The organism is Flavobacterium glycogeni (assembly GCF_048286775.1).
Lineage (GTDB): Bacteria > Bacteroidota > Bacteroidia > Flavobacteriales > Flavobacteriaceae > Flavobacterium.
Map to the genome: position 1 here is coordinate 55,038 of NZ_JBLVPV010000014.1, position 17,494 is coordinate 72,531.

Sequence of the window (17,494 nt, forward strand, 5' to 3'; positions counted from 1 at the left end):
CTTTTTTCGTTTAAAAAAACGAATAAAAGGATTTTCACTGCAATCAGGGCTAGGGCTTTATCGTTACTAATGAAGTTTATTTCTATTTTAGAACTTTGTTTCTAATTTAATATAATCCAAAAATTCTCTTTTAGTTTGAGCATCTTTAAATTTTCCGCCAAATTCTGAGGTTACGGTACTACTTTCAATATCGCCTATTCCTCTAGAATTTACACATAGATGTTTGGCATCAATAACGCAAGCGACATCTTCAGTGCCTAAAGCAATTTGTAATTCTTGAACAATTTGCATCGTTAAACGCTCTTGTACTTGAGGTCTTTTGGAATAATATTCTACAATTCTATTCATTTTAGAAAGTCCAATCACCCTTCCATTAGAAATATAAGCCACATGGGCTCTTCCTATAATTGGCAATAAATGATGTTCACAGGTAGAGTAAACGATAATGTTTTTTTCAACTAACATTTCGCCGTATTTGTAGTTATTGTCAAAAGTAGAGGCTTTTGGTTTTTTGGCAGGATTTAGACCTCCAAAAATTTCTTTTACAAACATTTTGGCAACACGATTGGGCGTACCTTTTAAGCTGTCATCTGTCAAGTCCATTCCAAGTGTAATTAGAATATTTTCGACATCTTTTTTTATTTTGTCTATTTTTATTTCATCTGTAATGTCAAAAGCATCCTTTCGTACTGGATTTTCCGCATTGGTACTAATATGATTGTTTCCTATTTCGTCTTGAAATTCTTCGTTGTTTATCATTAAAAGCTACTATTATTGTGGGTGTAAATATTTAAGCGGTAAAGATAAATAATAAAAATTAAAGAATTTCTATAGCGCTTACTATTTAAGACGACTTTAGGGTCACAAAAGCGTTGGTTTGTTCTAAACTGGTTGTAAAAACAAAGGCAGTAACTGTTACGTTACTGCCTTTTCATAAATTAGTTCTATTTTATGATACCAGAATGGTAGTGTTTTTTTATCTAATTATTATTTAGATTGAGTTGCATTATAAACAGGAATTGCCGCTTTCAAAATAGATACAGCAGTAATTAAATCTTCTTTCTTTAATACATAAGCAATTCGAACCTGATTTAATCCCATTCCCGGAGTCGAGTAGAAACCTGCTGCAGGCGCTACCATTACCGTTTCACCATTAAAATCATACGTTTCTAAAAGCCATTGTGCAAAAGTATCAGCGTTGTCAACAGGGAGTTGTGCAATACAGTAGAAAGCACCTTTTGGTTTTGATACTATAACACCTTCAATTTTGTTCAACTCATTAATTAGCGTATCTCTTCGCTCTCTATATTCCGAAATCACTTCGTCAAAATAACTTTTTGGAGTATCTAAAGCTGCTTCACTTGCAATCTGTTCAATAGTGGGAGGACTCAATCTTGCTTGCGCAAATTTCATAGCGGTAGCCATGACTTCTTTGTTTTTAGAAACAATACATCCTATTCTCGCGCCACACATACTGTATCTTTTGGAAACAGAATCAATCATAATAGCGTGTTCTTCAAGTCCTGGAACATTCATTACTGAATAATGGATATCACCATCGTACGTAAACTCACGATATACTTCATCAGATATCAAGAATAAATCATGTTTTTTGACCAAAGCTGCCAGTTGCATGATTTCTTCTTTCGAATATAAATATCCAGTTGGATTTCCTGGATTGCAAATAAGGATCGCTTTTGTTTTTGGAGTAATCAGTTTTTCAAAATCTTCAACTGCCGGTAAAGCAAAACCTGTTTCAATAGTCGAAATTACAGGAACAACTGTAACACCTGATGCTGTTGAAAATCCATTGTAATTAGCATAAAATGGCTCTGGTATAATAATTTCATCACCCTGATCCATAGTGCTTCCCATAGCAAACATAAGTGCTTCCGATCCGCCGGTAGTGATTATGATATCCTCTATATTTACAGGAATCCCTTGGTTGGTATAATAAGCCGATAATTTTTTTCTGTAGCTTTCATTTCCTGCAGAATGACTGTATTCTAAAATAGTTAAATCAATATTTTTAACTGCATTCATGGCAACTTCAGGAGTTTTGATATCCGGTTGACCAATGTTCAAATGGTATACTTTATGGCCTTTTTTCTTAGCTATTTCTGAGTAGGGAACCAATTTTCGTATTGGTGATTCGGGCATCTGTTTCCCTTTGTTTGATATTTTTGGCATAGTCTTAATTATTGAGTTGCAAATTTGCAATTTTTTTTTCGAATTTATTATAATCATTATGCGTATATATTGTTAAATCTGCATTTTTGATATGATTTATTTAGTATTTTTATCTAAAAGAATAACAATGAAAAAAACACTATTTTTATTTCTTATTTTCCTATTTGTTTCTGCTGTTTCTGCACAACAAGGATTTCATTTTGAAAAAGACGTTAATAAAGTCAGCGTACCTTTTAAATTGATCAATAATTTGGTTTTTGTACCTATTAAAGTGAATGGTATAGAGTTAAATTTTTTGTTAGATACCGGTGTTGCCGAAACCATATTGTTTAGTTTGGAAGAAAAAAAAGAAGTTCGTTTTTTTAATGCCGAAAAAATATTATTAAAAGGTTTAGGAAGTCAAGCGGCTGTTGAAGGATTAAAATCTACAAATAATATTTTGGAATTTAGCAGTTTAAAGAATAGGAATCACATGCTTTATATTGTTTTGGATCCCGATTTTAATTTATCTTCTCATGTTGGAATTCCTGTAAATGGTATTATTGGGTATCATTTTTTCAGAAATAATTTAGTTGAAATTAATTACCAAAAGAAAAGAGTGATCGTTTACAAAGACACTGATAAAAACCGAACTAAAATTGAAAAAAAGTTTAGTACTATTCCTATTACTATAGAGAAATTGAAACCTTATTTAAAAAGTACAGTGTATCAGGATAATCGTAATGTCCCTGCTAAATTATTGATAGACGTAGGCAATAGTGATGCAGTTTGGCTGTTTCAAGGCCGTTCTGAATCGATTAAAGTTCCATTGAAAAATTTTGATGATTTTTTGGGAAGGGGTTTTAGCGGCGACATAGAAGGTAAAAGAGGTAGAATTCAAAAACTCCAGATGGCAGATTTTGAGTTTAATAATCCCGTAGTGGCCTTTCCAGACTCGATTTCGATTAGAAATGTCACCATGGTGCCAGATCGAATGGGGTCAATAGGAGGCGAAATCATGAAGCGATTTACGGTTATATTCGATTACCAAAAACAACAAATGTATCTAAAAAAGAATAGTGATTATCAGGCTCCATTTAGCTATAATAAAAGTGGTGTGGAAGTGCAACATAATGGTTTGCAGTGGATTCAGGAAACCGTGCGAATGGAAACTGTTCCATTGGCTACAAAATATAATGAGTCAGGCGGAGTTAACGTTATGAATGATTTTAAATATAAATTTCAATTAAAGCCTATTTATGAGGTTGCCAATGTCAGGAAAAATTCTCCAGCCGCCAACGCGGGATTGAAAAAAGGAGATGTAATCCTTTTGATCAATAATAATCCAATCCATACACACTCATTGCAAGAAATTAATACTCTTTTTAAGTCGGAAGAAGAAAAATGGATTACTTTAGAGGTGGAACGTAAAAGCGAAATTTTAAAATTCAGGTTTCAATTGTATGATATTTTATAAAAAAAACGCTTCTGGAAAGATTTATCCAAAAGCGTTTTTAATTTATTTTTAATTCTGAAATTAATTGGAAATAACTTCTCCTTTAATTTTTAGAGCAACCCTTCCGGCTTCATAGTTGACTGCATTTGATTCAACAGTTAATGTTTTTCTGATAGGACCGGGAGCCATGTTGTATTTAACAGTTATTTTTCCTGTTTTCCCTGGCATGATTGGCTCGTCTGGTTTTGTAGGCACCGTGCATCCACAAGTAGATAGTACATTAGTAATAATTAATGGAGCATTACCTGTATTTGTAAAGATAAAATCACGAGAGCCATTTTCATTCTTGGTAACCTTTCCATAATCAATCGTGTTGTCTTTGGCAGCAAACTCAATTTTAGGTCCATTTTGAGCAAAACTGATACTGCTGATTAACGCGAATGTGAACAAAGCTATTATTTTTTTCATTTTCTTGAATTTAAAATCATTTAGTAAATTTAGTTCCTTATTAATTAAGGTACAAATTTTTATTTCTCTTTTTATAGTGTACTTAATTATTTACTTTTGTCTCCAATTAGAATTACAAATATCAGACCAAAGTCTAAAAGGTTATTTGTTGATTTGGTTATTCGTTTAACTGAATCAACAAACAATTGAATTTAACGATTAAACGATCCACAATAAAATGACAATTCCTGCACAATTTGACGCTAAAACTATTGAGAATAAGTGGTATGACTACTGGATGAAGAACAATTATTTTCACTCAGAACCAGACCATAGAACACCATATACCATAGTAATTCCTCCGCCTAATGTCACCGGAGTTTTGCACATGGGACACATGTTGAACAACACTATTCAAGATGTATTAATTAGAAGAGCGCGGCTCAAAGGTTTCAATGCTTGTTGGGTTCCAGGAACGGATCACGCATCGATTGCTACCGAAGCCAAAGTAGTAGCCAAATTAAAAGCTGAAGGAATCAATAAAAATGATTTAACACGCGAAGAATTTTTGGCTCACGCTTGGGAATGGACTGATAAATATGGAGGTGTGATTCTAGACCAATTAAAAAAACTAGGCGCTTCCTGTGACTGGGAAAGAACCAAGTTCACCATGGATCCTGATATGTCAGCTTCTGTAATTCGTTCTTTTGTAGATTTATACAACAAAGGATTGATTTATAGAGGATACCGTATGGTAAACTGGGATCCTGAAGCGAAAACTACTCTATCTGACGAAGAAGTAATTTACGAAGAGCAACAAGGGAAATTGTATTTTATAAGATATGAAATCCTCCCCCCAACCCCCTCCGAAGGAGGTGGAGCCAGTGACGGTTACGAAACAGGAGATAACACCCAGTCTCCCTCCCCTTCGGGGAGGGCTGGGGAGGGGATTATTATTGCAACCACACGTCCGGAAACTATTTTTGGAGATACTGCGATTTGTATTAATCCAAATGATGAACGTTTTGCTCATTTGAAAGGCAAAAAAGCGATTGTGCCTATTTGCGGAAGAGTAATTCCAATTATCGAAGATGAATATGTTGATATTGAATTTGGAACGGGATGTTTGAAAGTGACTCCGGCTCACGATATGAATGACAAAGCACTAGGGGAGAAGCATAATTTGGAGATTATTGATATTTTCAATGAAGATGCGACTTTAAATAGTTTTGGTTTACACTATCAAGGAAAAGATCGATTTGTGGTTCGTGAAGCAATTGCCAAAGAGTTAGAAACGATTGGTGCATTAGCCAAAACAGAAACACACTTGAATAAAGTAGGAACTTCTGAAAGAACCAAAGCGGTTATCGAACCTCGTTTGTCAGATCAGTGGTTCTTGAAAATGGAAGATTTGGTAAAACCGGCTATTAAATCTGTTTTAGTAGACGGCGAAATTAAATTGCATCCAGCACGTTTTAATAATACGTATGCGCATTGGTTGAATAACATCCGTGACTGGAATATTTCCCGTCAATTGTGGTGGGGACAACAAATTCCGGCTTATTTCTATGGAGACGGGAAAGAAGATTTTGTAGTTGCAGAAAATATTGATGATGCGTTGGTTTTAGCACAAAAAGCAACTGGCAATTTGCAATTAGCAAAAGAAAATCTCCGTCAAGATGTAGATGCTCTTGATACTTGGTTTTCATCTTGGCTTTGGCCAATGTCGGTTTTTGGAGGAATTATGGATCCGGAAAGTGAAGATTTTAAATACTATTATCCAACGAATGATTTAGTAACCGGACCGGATATTTTGTTTTTCTGGGTAGCTAGAATGATTATTGCGGGTTATGAATATACAGGCAAAAAACCATTTACAAATGTATATTTGACTGGTTTGGTTCGTGATAAACAAAGACGTAAAATGTCTAAATCGTTGGGAAATTCACCAGATCCTTTGGATTTGATTGAAAAATTTGGTGCCGATGGTGTTCGTGTGGGATTGCTTTTGAGCGCTTCTGCAGGGAACGACATTATGTTTGACGAAGAATTGTGTAACCAGGGAAAAGCGTTTACCAATAAAATTTGGAATGCGTTCAAACTAATAAAAGGTTGGGAAGTTTCGGATACTATTCCGCAGCCGGAATCATCGAAAGTGGCAATTGAGTGGTACGAAGCCAAATTGCAACAAACACTTCTGGAAATTGAAGATAATTTTGAAAAATACAGAATTTCCGATGCTTTAATGGCAATTTATAAATTGGTTTGGGATGATTTCTGTTCTTGGTTTTTGGAAATGATAAAACCGGCTTACCAACAGCCAATTGACAGCGTGACTTTTGCGAAAGCTATAGAAATGCTTGAAAATAATTTAAAATTATTGCATCCGTTTATGCCGTTTTTGACCGAGGAAATTTGGCAAATTCTTGCCGAGAGAACAACAGAAAAAGCCTTAATCGTTTCGACTTGGCCAGAAATGAAACCTTTTAATGCGGGTCTAATTGCTGATTTTGAAAATACAATTGAAGTGATTTCTGGAATTAGAACGATTCGTAAAGACAAAAATATTCCGTTTAAAGATACAATCGAATTGAAAGCGGTAAACAATGACAAAGCTTCTACGTATTTTGATTCGGTAGTGACTAAATTAGGAAACATTACTGCATTAGAATATGTTTCGGATAAAGTGGATGGCGCGTTGTCTTTCCGTGTAAAATCGAATGAATATTTCATTCCAATTACTGGAAATATTAATGTAGAAGAGGAAATTGCAAAACTTACTGCAGAGTTAGTGTATACGCAAGGTTTCTTGAAATCTGTTCAAAACAAACTGGCAAATGAAAAATTTGTGGCGGGTGCACCAGAGAAAGTTTTGGCAAACGAAAGACAAAAAGAAGCGGATGCTTTATCTAAAATTGAAACTATCGAACACAGTTTGGCTGGATTGAAATAAAATTTAGCTTATTTATAACATTCAAAATCCCATCCATTTTACAACGTGATGGGATTTTTTTTGTTGAAAAATTGAATAAATAATTCGTCTTTGGTAAAAGTGGAATAGTTGTGATTTATTATAATTTGATAATATTTTATCGATAAACGTCAATTGTATTGTGATTTAAAGAGTATTTTCTCCTTTAAACGATTTTTGTTCATTTTCTGAAATATTGTTAATATGTTTGTCATAGAATTCTCAATCATTAGATTAGTATAGAAATGAAAAAAATATTTAGTCCAGCATATAGAGAACATTATTTTGAAGGATATTCAATTGGTTTGAATCCATTTCTGGAATTTAATTATGCAAAAAGGAATGAAGCTTTTATTGCTGGATTTGATTCAGGAAGATCGGATTATGAGAGGATGAACGGATGTATTAGTGATGGAATTCCACAATGTATTGTTACTAATAAAGTTTTGGAAGATTTTCTTTTGGCGGGTTTACTAGGCTTAAGTATCGATACAGATGGCTATACTTCACATCAGATGAATTTGATAACAAAATGGTATCAAAGTGGTGTAGAGAAATATGAGCCAAATCAAAGTATCTCTCTTTCTGAATTACTTGAAAAAAACGGAATTCAAATAAATTAAACTTTTTATACAATGTCTCGCAACTTCAATTAAGTTGGCTACAATTCATCAAATTTTCGGTTGCTTTATATATTGAACTCAACATAATATAGCTGTATTTGAAAGTTTTAGGATAAAAAAAACTATCTCGTTGTAAGAATGAGATAGTTTATTTCTTTAAACTTATTTTCAATTATTTCTCTTTCTTCGATTTTAGGTATTTATCTAAGAAGAGTAATGTTGTTTTTGTTGTGGCAATTTGGTTTTCCTTTTTCTGAAAACCATGTCCTTCATCTGGATATACTACATATTGAACCGGCACTCCATTTTTCTTTACTCCAACCACAATTTCATCACTTTCTACAGGCAATACTCTTACATCATTGGCACCTTGGAAAACAAGTAATGGTTTGTTTATTTTATCGTAATTGTATAATGGTGATATTTTTTTCAATCGAATACTATCAGTAGTATAGGGATCTCCCATTTCATCATATAGCGCTTTACGGAATGATTCCCAATAAGGAGGAATACTTTTTAATGTTCTGGGCCAATTTGCAACGCCAAATAAATCCACACCTACTTTAAATTCTTCAGGATGGAATGCTAATGCGCCTAAAACCATGCATCCGCCATAGCTTCCGCCATAAATACCAATAGCATTCGAATCAATATAATCCTGTTGTGTTAGCCACTTTTTGCCCCAAATACAGTCTTTTAAATCTCCGTTGCTGTGATCTTTATTATCCATTTTGTAAAATGTTTTTCCATAGCCACTACTACCACGATTGTTTACGGCCAAAACTGCATATCCTTTATTAACAAGATATTGTATGGTGTTTGAATATCCAATGCGACTTTGTCCACCAGGTCCGCCGTGCACCCAGATTAATGCAGGAACTTTATTGTTTTTGGAAGCTTGCAAAGGTTTGTAATAAATGGCTGGAATTTCTTTGCCATCAAAAGACTTGAAACGAATCACTTCGGCTTTTACAAGGTCATTCTGATTAATTTTTTTGCTCAGAGTGGAGGTCAGTTGTTTTAGTTTTTTGGAAGGGATATCATAAAGATATAGGTTAGGCGAGCTGGTACTGCTTCCTACTGTCAGTAATAATTTATTTTCACTATTGGAAATGATTACATTTATTACATCACCATCGTTAAAGTCCGGGAACTTTAGCGGTTTTCCGGTAGCATGTTCAAAAAGTAGTACTTTGTTTTTTCCGTCATTGTTCACAAAAATAATACGATATTTTTCCTTTTCACTTAAAGACATATACATTACATCCCATTTATCTTCAAATATTTTTTCTGATTTTCCAGTATTGATATTGTATTTGATTAGCGAACTGAATTCTTTATCTTCATTACTGGTATAATAAAAAATGCTGTCATTTTTTTCAAAAGCCATCGGACTCCAATTTGCTTCTTTATCGCTACTGAGACGTTTGGTTGTTTTGGTTTTACTATCGTATAAATACATTTCGTTTTTATCCGTAGTGATTTCTTTGGTAAGTGCTATATAGCGTTCCGTTTTACTAATTACTGACGGGGTTAAACCGGATTCATTTTGGTACAAAATCGTTGGTTTCCAGGTTAGAGAGTCTAATTTTAAAATATCAAAATACTTTACGTCTCGCTTGTTACTATTTATGTACATACTTTTTTTGTCTTGGCTCCAGCCAATAAAGCTATTGGCACTATTTGCCCAAGGAGTGATGTCTTTTGGGTTATTACTTTTACGATCCATTAGGAATAAATGAGAATTTTCATTTCCTCCTTCATCTGCCGAATAAATGAATTTAGAACTTCCAGGTAAATAATCTACAGTATAAATACTTTCTTTAGTAGATTTTGTCAATGCTATAGCAGTAGTATCAGCGATGGATAACTCATACCCATTGTAGATTCCGGTAGTGTTATTGTTTATTAGGATTTTAGTTTCATCGTCATTAAACCCTGATGCACTTATCGATTTGGTATTGTAAAAATCTTCTAAGTCATACTGTTCAGGCAAACGTGCTTCCTCTTTTTTTTTCCCATCTTTACATGATGAAAGTATTATGATTAATAAAGTCCCAAATAAAATAGATGTTTTTTTCATAATTTAAAATTTGTTAAGTCATTATATATCAATTGTTATTATCAAATATATGAAAAAAATAATAGTTTGGTAAAAAACAGAAAACCCCGTCTATTTCTAAACGAGGTTTTTGAATGTTATGTCTTAAATTTGAATTTTAACCCAATAAAAATAAGAAAATTAATGGAAATACAACTCCGGCTACTGCCAGTTTCCAGCCTCTGTTTTTGAAACTGAATTTGCTGGATGATTTTATCATGATAACGCCGGTTATGGCAATTGCAATTAAACTCAAAGCAAAAATATCAGAATAATAAATCCAAAAATTAGAAGTGCTCTTATGCAATTTCATCGTTTGGCTGATGATTGGTGTTTTTACAAAAGATACAATTTCTCCTTTTCCGGTTTTCATATCAATCTCGACATCGTGTTTTTCAAAAGAAATTTTAAAGATGTCTTTCTTTACATTGTGACGCCTGAACTTGTCATCAATTCCCAATTGTTTTCCTAAGTCTTCCGCAAATTTTTCATTGATTTCACTTTCTGCAGGAAGCTTTACTGTTATGGCTTTGGTCTCGGTAGTGTATTTTTCAGGATGCCAATGTTCTCTGTGGTTCATCATAAGCCCTGATAAAGCAAAGGAAACGATGAGTCCAATATAGAAGTAACCTAAATCTCTATGTAAATTTCTGAAGGTCTTTTTTTTCATTGTATATGCGGGTTTTGCGTTTGCAAAAATAATCTATTCTGGCATAAAAATTCAAAAACTTTTTTCTGCTTTTCGATAACTGATTCAGTCAGAAAAAAGTTTTTGAATCTGTTTGCCCTGATCGTTTTAAAATTTGTATTTTAATGATGTCATTACCATGCGCGGAGCAATTGGATTTACACTGTAATTTTCATGAACGGTATAATTCAACTCATTTGTAATATTTGATAATTTGCACAAGATAGAAAATTGTTTCCAGTTGTAACCAGCAGATACATCAATTGTTGTGTATCCTACTAAAGGAATATCACGGTCTCTGATGGTTACAACGTAAGCTGGATTTGGATTTGGATTGGCGGCCGTAGGTTTAACAGCTGTCCATAGATAGTCGTCATTCCATCCTCCAAGACGGTTTCCAACAAAATTTCCGATAGCTCCAAAAGAAAGACCTTTTAATGCTCCAGAAGGCAAGGTATAGAAGAAACTTAAATTAGCTGTGTTTTTTGGAGTTCTTGCTACACGATCTCCTTCAACGAAGCTTCCGTTTGTTCCTGAAGTGTTAGTATAACGCATATCATTATAGCTATAACCCGCAACGATATTTAAACCTTCAGTTGGTCTTGCGGTAATGTCAACCTCAACTCCTTTGCTTTTTGTTCCTCCACCTAAAACTTTTGTGTTTGAATTTGTATTAACAGTAACTCCGTCTGCCAAATATGGAGCGGTTTGTGCTAAATTACTGTTTGTAATTTGATAAACAGTTACGTTAGTACTCAAAATTCCTCTCCAAAAGTCTTTTTTGATACCTGCTTCATATTGGTCTATGATAGAAGATTCTAGTACATCACCATCAACTGTAAGTCCAGTATTTGGTGTAAACGAACTAGAATAACTTGCAAACAACGACATATCTTTAGTCGGTTGGTATACTAAACCAGCTTTTGGTGAAAATGCTTCATCTTTACGTTTTGCTACTGGATCTATTGTAGCTGGTTTGCCTACTGGTGTGTTGTAATTTACAACCTCAGCTTCTTGCCAAGACCAACGTATTCCTGCCAAAACTTTAAATTTTTCTGTAATAGAAATTAAATCTTGTGCAAAAATTCCAAAACGGTTCGTGTCAGTTTTTGCTATTTTTGTAATATCAGCATTTGGAATAGCTCCTCCTTGATTAAAATTGTCGAAATCAAAAATGTTTCCACTACCATAAGTTGGTGGGGCAAATGTAAATGTATAGTCTTGCTTAAATGAATTCTCTAAATCTACACCTGTAAATAGTTGGTGTTTGATTGTTTCTGTTGTAAAATTTCCTTGTAAACTGAACTGCTCACCGATTATTTGTTCCAGGTTTTTATTTTGTCCTAATGGTCTATTCCAGTCGCCGTTTGCTGCAGGCTGAATACGCTCTGTCCCTTTAGAAGTTCTGTTGTAATCTTGAAAAGAAGTGTTGAAATTTAGTTTCCAATTATCATTAAAATTATGATTTACTAATCCAGATACGCTAGCTTGTTTCGTTTGCCCATTAGACCAATGCGCTCCCAAATACATACTGCGTGGCAAATCAATTATTTCTTTTCCGATAATTGCAGTTCCAAAATCGGGCGTCCAATCATCGTGTAAATAATCTCCTTGTAGTGTAATTTCTGTTTTGTTGCTTACTTTGAAAAGAAAAGAGGGGTTAATGTAATAACGCTCTTTTGTTACGTTATCTCTGAAGCTTTCCGAGTTTTCGTAAGAACCAGTAAATCGGTATGCTATGGTTTGGTTCAAAGGACCATAAATATCGATTGATGGTTTGTAGAATGAATTACTTCCCATTTGCATGCTTACTTCTCCTCCTTTTGTGAAAGAAGGCGATTTTGTCACCATATTCAATATCCCTCCAGGTGCTACATTTCCGTATAGCAATGCCGAACTCCCTTTTAGGATCTCTACTTTTTCTAGAGAAGAAACCTCTGGCATAGATCCGCTATTAAGACGGAAACCATTTTTAAACATATTATTTGCAGACATATCATATCCTCTTGAGAAAAAAGATTCTGAAGCTCCACCACGGGCAGAACTTACATAAACACCATTTGCGTTTTTTATCACATCACTCAAGCGGATGGCTTGTTGTTGACCAATGATTTCAGCACCAATTACTTGTACACTTTGTGGCGTGTCCATTGGTTTCAATCCAGAACGTAAGGCAGATACTGGTGCTTTTTGATGATTAGAAGTAATGATTACTTCTTTAAGAGTCCCTCCTTTTTTATTTTTTATGGTGTCAGAAACAGTGTCGAAAGCTTCAATAGCTTTTGTGTTTTCTATATCATTTGCTGCTGTTTGTGCAAAGCCAGCCAGACTACATAAAAAGGTTAACGAAAGCGGTAAAATATATTTCATGATTGTTTATTTGGAATAATTAAAAATAACGATGCAAATATAGAATCCAATTTTGATTTAACAAAACTTATTTAGATTAAATATAAATAGTAATTTAAAATTATTTTTTACGCAGTTGAAATACAGCATTTTAACACCATAAAAAAACCTTGCTTATTTAGAGCAAGGTTTTGGTTTAAGGTCAATATGTTAAATTTTTGGCTTTGATTTTCTGTTTCGTCCCCACCAAATATAGAATCCGGATATTGGAAGACTCGCAATAAGTAAACTGGTCAGAAATGCAAATATTTTGCCTGACAAACCTAATATGGCTCCTGTGTGAATGTCATAATTCATTTTAATAAGGTTATCGGCAATTTTAGCATCTTTCTGTCTGCCCCATAAATGGGAAACATTCATTTCTTTTAAGCTGTATTGATCAAAATAACGGTAATCTATTTTCCAATAGGTTCCTTTGTCTAAATTAGCATTGGCGGCTATTGGTGAAGCAACTGTTTCTGGTGGATGTATTTCTATGGATTCCGCTTGAGGATATTCTTTTTGCATTTTATGCCAAATTTTATCCAATGGGTTTGCAATTGCATTTGTTGCTGTATTTATTTTCGAAAGCGGTTCTTCATATAGTAATGATTTTTCACCACCGGACACTTTGTAATACGAATACGCAAACCATTGAAATCCCCATACTAAACCCGTAACGGCAAAAATAATCCCAATTATAAGCATATAAAAACCGGTGATATTATGTAAATCGTAATTTTTTCTTTTCCACTTCGTGCCATTTTTCCATTTGAACCAAAAGCGCTGTTTTGCCGCATTTTTATTTTTGGGATACCAAAGAATCAATCCCGAGACTAATAATACAAGAAAAATTAAAGTGGCTACGGAAACTACGACTTGACCAATTTCAGGGGGAAGCCATAAGTTAAAATGTCCGTCTAGTATAAAAGGAAAGAATCCTTCCTCATTGTTTACCGTTTTCAAAACTTTTCCTGTATAAGGATTTATAAAGATCGTATAGTAATACGTGGGTTCATAATGATAAAATTCAGCTTCTACGGCATTATTTTTTTCGTTGAATTTTACAGCATGGAGTAGTTTATCAGGAAGCTCTTTTTTAGCAATCGCAGCTAATTTTGAAGGAGGTAAAAAAGCATCCTCCTGTTCTTTTACAAAACGATATTCTTCAGTGCTGTTTTGTATTTCTTCCTGAAAAGCATACAAACAACCCGTTATGGCAATTATGAAAACTATTATGCCTGATGATAAACCCAACCATAGGTGTACTTTTCCTATCAGTTTTTTGAAATTATTATTTTTCATTAAAAATGGATAAAACTCCCCACCGAAATGAGGAGTTTAGTTAAACAAACAAAACTAACTAACTCTAAAATTTATACCCAACAGATAAGCGCATGTTGGTTCCGGCTTCTGTTTGCCAGTAATACATGGTGTTATAGCTATAATATCCTCCAGAATACAAGTATTTATTCAAGATATTATTGACAACAAGGTTGACTGATATTTTATTTTTTTGGTAAGTAACACCTCCGTCCAATCGGAAATAGTCTGGAAGCATTCCTGTATTATCAGGTGAAATAAACCAAGGTGCTCTCTTTACTTGGTATTGGTATCCTAATGAAAAACCAACTCCGTTTAGTGTCCCTCTATCTATTTTATAATTCAACCAAGCATTTTGGATATGTCTTGTCGTTCCTGCTACTTGAGTGCCCACAAGCGATTGATCAGTGTCTTTGGTTGTTTTTCCTTCCGTAAAGGCATAGTTTACAATAAGATCTAAATTTTTGAAAATTTCACCTCTAAGGTCTACCTCAAACCCTTTTGTTTTTTGTTGTCCACTTTCTCTACTGAATTGGTTTGTAGAATTGGAATGTTCAGGATCTAATGTTAGCACATTGTTTTTGGTAATTTGGTAAACGGAAACAACTGAATTCCATTTTCCGTTCAACCAGTCTCTTTTTAAACCGAATTCTATATTCCCTCCAGTTTCAGGTTTAAAAGATTTGCCTTGCCAGTCCGCACCGTAGTTTTCATTAAAAGATTGATCGTTCACAAAATAGGCGGCTGTGTTTTTATCAATAGAATAACTCAAACCTACTCTTGGTGTAAATTTTTCGTTTTTGGTACCCCCAGAGTAAACATTAGACGCTTTAAGTACGGTATATCTTCCTGCCAATGTTAATCGAAGTTTATTGTCAAAGAAACCCAATTCGTCCTGGACATATAGCGCTTTGTAACTGTTTTGGTATTTTACACCTCTATCTTCCAGACTTTTACTTCTGTCAAAAGTAGGAGAGGCGGCCAGTGTTCCGTGTACCGGATTGTATATGTCTAAATCAGGCATTGTAAAGGTTTGTGACCAGTCGTGAAAAAATGTTTTATCACTTAAATCCAATCCTGATAGTATTTTGTGGGTTACGGATCCTGTTTTAGCTTCGCCATTTATAAAAGCTTGTCCAACATAGATTTTTCCTAAAATATCCCAATTTCCTCCTGCACGTTTAAGAATCGCATCATTGGTAGGATCAAAGCCAGCTGGCCATAATGACATTCCTTCCTGTTGGTAATTAAGATAGGATGTTTGAGCCGTTAATTTCCAGTTATCACTTATTTTATGGTCTAAAATGGCAAGAATATTTCTTTCTGTCATTTTTGTCGGGTCTAAATTTGATTCTGAAGTGGTAAAGTTTCTAGGCAAATCAGCGTACCCTTTTTTAGAAAAAGCATAGTTACTCCCAACGGCATTTACTTTAGAAAATTGTTGCGTGTATTCCAGTGTTATTGCTGTTTTATCGGTTGCCAAATATTTAAGTACAGGAGCAAATGTGTAGCGGTCATTAAAATCAAAATCACGGTAATTTTGTTTCTTTTCGCCCATTACATTAATGCGGTATAATAGTTTTCCGTTTTTGGTCAACTTCCCATCAAAATCTAATGTTCCTCTATACATATCAAAACTTCCCAACGTTAAACTCGCTTCGCCTTTGGTACGTCCGCTTGGTTTTTTGGTAACTACATTATAAAAACCGCTCGGGTTACCGTTTGCGAGCATAAATCCTGCAGGACCTTTTACAAACTCAATCCGTTCTACCATACTCATATCCTCCGTAAGCGGACCCCAACTTGAGCTTACATTCATTCCGTTTCTAAAAGCGGCTACTTGACTGCCTCTCATCGTAATATTGGCATAATTATCCCAATGTTCCACTCTTGTAGCGCCACTCACATTGCGGGTCACACCTTCTAGCATATTGAAAATTTGTTGGTCTTGAATAAGTTTTCCAGTTATGACCTGAATATTTTGGGGTATTTCTATAATAGGAGATTGTAATCGTAGCGTAGATGAAACACGATTCGTTTTGAAAGCACTTTTGTTACTCAAAACCACTACTTGGTTGAGTTCATTGTTCGATAAGGTAAGTTTTAGTGCTACGGCAGTAGCTTCTCCAGTAGTAATTTTTACTTCTTGCTCCAGGTCATTATACCCAACTAAAGTAACTTTTAGGATATGAACTCCTTCAGGCATGTTTTTTAGTGTAAAAGTTCCATTGTTATCCGCAATAGTATTTTTGTTTGCTCCTTTTATAGAAACTGAAACTCCTTCGGCGGGTTTGTTGTCACTAGTCAAAATGGTTCCATTTATGCTACCGGAGTTTTGGGCAAAAGCGGTGGTTATAGAAAGTAGTACTAGACAGGCGAGGAAAATAAATTGAGGTATTCGTTGTTTTAAATAGTTCATGATTAAAAATTAAAGGATTTAAAGCTTATTTAGAATAAATAAAAATAAGACAAAAATAAAATTTAATTTTTATTCAACAAATATTATTTAGACTAATTAAAAATAATATTTTAACGAGATGATTTCCATAGTTTTGGGTATAAAAAAACCCTGCTTTTCTAGAGCAAGGTTTTGATTTGATTATAAAATGTTAAACTTTTATTTGATTTTTTTCATCGAAAAACTCTCAGAGCTTGGTTTCCCTTGTTGGATTCCAGAAATTTTAGCCACCAAACTGTCAGGAGTAATTTGGGTATAACTGATTTTTTGAGGATAGTCGTGTTTCAAATTTTCAAATGCTACTTGTTTATCGGTTGCAGTTGTCAATTTGAAAGCTACTGGTTTATCGTTATTCTGTCCTTGTACAGTTGCAGTATAAATCAGTTCTTCTCCTTTTTGTTGCAAAATAATAGATTCAAAATGCAACGTATCTTTCTCTTTTATGTAATAGGATTGTGCTTCAAAAGTACTGTCGTTTACTTTTTTCCAATTTTCCGTTAGATTGCCATCACCTGATTTGTTTTCCCAATTACCCAAAAGCCAACTTGCCGCTTTGATTTTTTCGTTTTTGCTTGAATCAGAATTTTTGCAGGAAACAATGGCTAACAAAAGCAGTAAAAGAGTCGTTTTTTGAAACATTGGTGTAAATTTTTGATGTTATTTTGAAAAGCTAAAGTATGAAAAAATAAAATAGAGTCCCTTTTTTAGTTTTGGAATATGCAAAAGAGTGACCCATCGAATTAATGGTTCATTGTGAATAATGAAGTAATCAGGCTAAAATAGTGATCAGATTCAGTTGAGTGTAGTTTTTTACCACATAGAGGCATAGAAATTCTAGTATTTAAAAAGAGTTTGATAGATGTTTTACTT

At 34.1% G+C, this 17,494-nt stretch carries 12 protein-coding genes; 3 read left to right on the plus strand and 9 right to left on the minus strand.

Going from position 1 to position 17,494, the window contains the following annotated elements:
* Positions 1-87 precede the first annotated feature (87 nt).
* The gene (gene folE, locus ACNQGX_RS12240; RefSeq protein WP_131917046.1) at positions 88-759 is read right to left on the minus strand and encodes a GTP cyclohydrolase I FolE; all 672 of its coding nucleotides are present in this window, start codon (positions 757-759) and stop codon (positions 88-90) included.
* Between the two features lie 228 nt (positions 760-987).
* Positions 988-2,190 (minus strand): pyridoxal phosphate-dependent aminotransferase, encoded by a 1,203-nt coding sequence (locus ACNQGX_RS12245; protein WP_417976617.1) that lies wholly within the window; start codon positions 2,188-2,190, stop codon positions 988-990.
* Positions 2,191-2,317: 127 nt separating this feature from the next.
* Here ACNQGX_RS12245 and ACNQGX_RS12250 point away from each other — a divergent pair, with 127 nt between their 5' ends.
* Positions 2,318-3,646, plus strand: a complete 1,329-nt coding sequence (locus tag ACNQGX_RS12250; RefSeq protein ID WP_417976619.1) for a PDZ domain-containing protein — start codon at positions 2,318-2,320, stop codon at positions 3,644-3,646.
* Between the two features lie 60 nt (positions 3,647-3,706).
* Here ACNQGX_RS12250 and ACNQGX_RS12255 read toward each other — a convergent pair whose 3' ends face one another.
* On the minus strand, positions 3,707-4,093 hold the full coding sequence (locus ACNQGX_RS12255; protein ID WP_417976621.1) for a DUF1573 domain-containing protein: 387 nt from the start codon (positions 4,091-4,093) through the stop codon (positions 3,707-3,709).
* A 217-nt stretch (positions 4,094-4,310) separates the two neighbouring features.
* On the opposite strand from ACNQGX_RS12255, the gene ACNQGX_RS12260 reads away from it, so the two are divergent.
* Positions 4,311-7,025, plus strand: coding sequence for a valine--tRNA ligase (locus ACNQGX_RS12260; RefSeq protein WP_417976623.1), 2,715 nt, complete (start codon positions 4,311-4,313; stop codon positions 7,023-7,025).
* 263 nt (positions 7,026-7,288) lie between these two features.
* Positions 7,289-7,666 (plus strand): hypothetical protein, encoded by a 378-nt coding sequence (locus ACNQGX_RS12265; protein ID WP_417976625.1) that lies wholly within the window; start codon positions 7,289-7,291, stop codon positions 7,664-7,666.
* A gap of 172 nt (positions 7,667-7,838) precedes the next feature.
* Here the strand turns inward: ACNQGX_RS12265 and ACNQGX_RS12270 are convergent, their stop codons facing one another.
* The 6 genes from ACNQGX_RS12270 to ACNQGX_RS12295 form a co-directional block, all read right to left on the minus strand.
* Complete coding sequence (locus ACNQGX_RS12270) at positions 7,839-9,749, minus strand: S9 family peptidase (RefSeq protein WP_417976627.1); 1,911 nt, start codon at positions 9,747-9,749, stop codon at positions 7,839-7,841.
* Positions 9,750-9,885: 136 nt separating this feature from the next.
* Positions 9,886-10,437 (minus strand): PepSY-associated TM helix domain-containing protein, encoded by a 552-nt coding sequence (locus ACNQGX_RS12275; protein ID WP_417976629.1) that lies wholly within the window; start codon positions 10,435-10,437, stop codon positions 9,886-9,888.
* Between the two features lie 126 nt (positions 10,438-10,563).
* On the minus strand, positions 10,564-12,825 hold the full coding sequence (locus tag ACNQGX_RS12280) for a TonB-dependent siderophore receptor (RefSeq protein WP_417976631.1): 2,262 nt from the start codon (positions 12,823-12,825) through the stop codon (positions 10,564-10,566).
* A 189-nt stretch (positions 12,826-13,014) separates the two neighbouring features.
* A complete protein-coding gene (locus ACNQGX_RS12285) occupies positions 13,015-14,148 on the minus strand; it encodes a PepSY-associated TM helix domain-containing protein (protein WP_417976633.1) in 1,134 nt (377 codons plus the stop codon).
* 64 nt (positions 14,149-14,212) lie between these two features.
* Complete coding sequence (locus tag ACNQGX_RS12290; protein ID WP_417976635.1) at positions 14,213-16,585, minus strand: TonB-dependent siderophore receptor; 2,373 nt, start codon at positions 16,583-16,585, stop codon at positions 14,213-14,215.
* Positions 16,586-16,783: 198 nt separating this feature from the next.
* Positions 16,784-17,263 carry a DUF6265 family protein gene (locus ACNQGX_RS12295; RefSeq protein ID WP_417976637.1) on the minus strand — a complete coding sequence of 160 codons (480 nt, stop codon included), beginning with the start codon at positions 17,261-17,263 and terminating at the stop codon, positions 16,784-16,786.
* Between the last annotated feature and the right edge of the window lie 231 nt (positions 17,264-17,494).

Excerpts from the sequence above, each read along its gene's own strand:
- folE (WP_131917046.1), bottom strand. The coding sequence starts at position 759 with ATGATAAACAACGAAGAATTTCAAGACGAAATAGGAAACAATCATATT.
- ACNQGX_RS12280 (WP_417976631.1), bottom strand. The coding sequence starts at position 12,825 with ATGAAATATATTTTACCGCTTTCGTTAACCTTTTTATGTAGTCTGGCT.
- ACNQGX_RS12270 (WP_417976627.1), bottom strand. The coding sequence starts at position 9,749 with ATGAAAAAAACATCTATTTTATTTGGGACTTTATTAATCATAATACTT.
- ACNQGX_RS12250 (WP_417976619.1), top strand. The coding sequence starts at position 2,318 with ATGAAAAAAACACTATTTTTATTTCTTATTTTCCTATTTGTTTCTGCT.
- ACNQGX_RS12265 (WP_417976625.1), top strand. The coding sequence starts at position 7,289 with ATGAAAAAAATATTTAGTCCAGCATATAGAGAACATTATTTTGAAGGA.
- ACNQGX_RS12245 (WP_417976617.1), bottom strand. The coding sequence starts at position 2,190 with ATGCCAAAAATATCAAACAAAGGGAAACAGATGCCCGAATCACCAATA.
- ACNQGX_RS12285 (WP_417976633.1), bottom strand. The coding sequence starts at position 14,148 with ATGAAAAATAATAATTTCAAAAAACTGATAGGAAAAGTACACCTATGG.
- ACNQGX_RS12290 (WP_417976635.1), bottom strand. The coding sequence starts at position 16,585 with ATGAACTATTTAAAACAACGAATACCTCAATTTATTTTCCTCGCCTGT.
- ACNQGX_RS12260 (WP_417976623.1), top strand. The coding sequence starts at position 4,311 with ATGACAATTCCTGCACAATTTGACGCTAAAACTATTGAGAATAAGTGG.
- ACNQGX_RS12255 (WP_417976621.1), bottom strand. The coding sequence starts at position 4,093 with ATGAAAAAAATAATAGCTTTGTTCACATTCGCGTTAATCAGCAGTATC.
- ACNQGX_RS12295 (WP_417976637.1), bottom strand. The coding sequence starts at position 17,263 with ATGTTTCAAAAAACGACTCTTTTACTGCTTTTGTTAGCCATTGTTTCC.
- ACNQGX_RS12275 (WP_417976629.1), bottom strand. The coding sequence starts at position 10,437 with ATGAAAAAAAAGACCTTCAGAAATTTACATAGAGATTTAGGTTACTTC.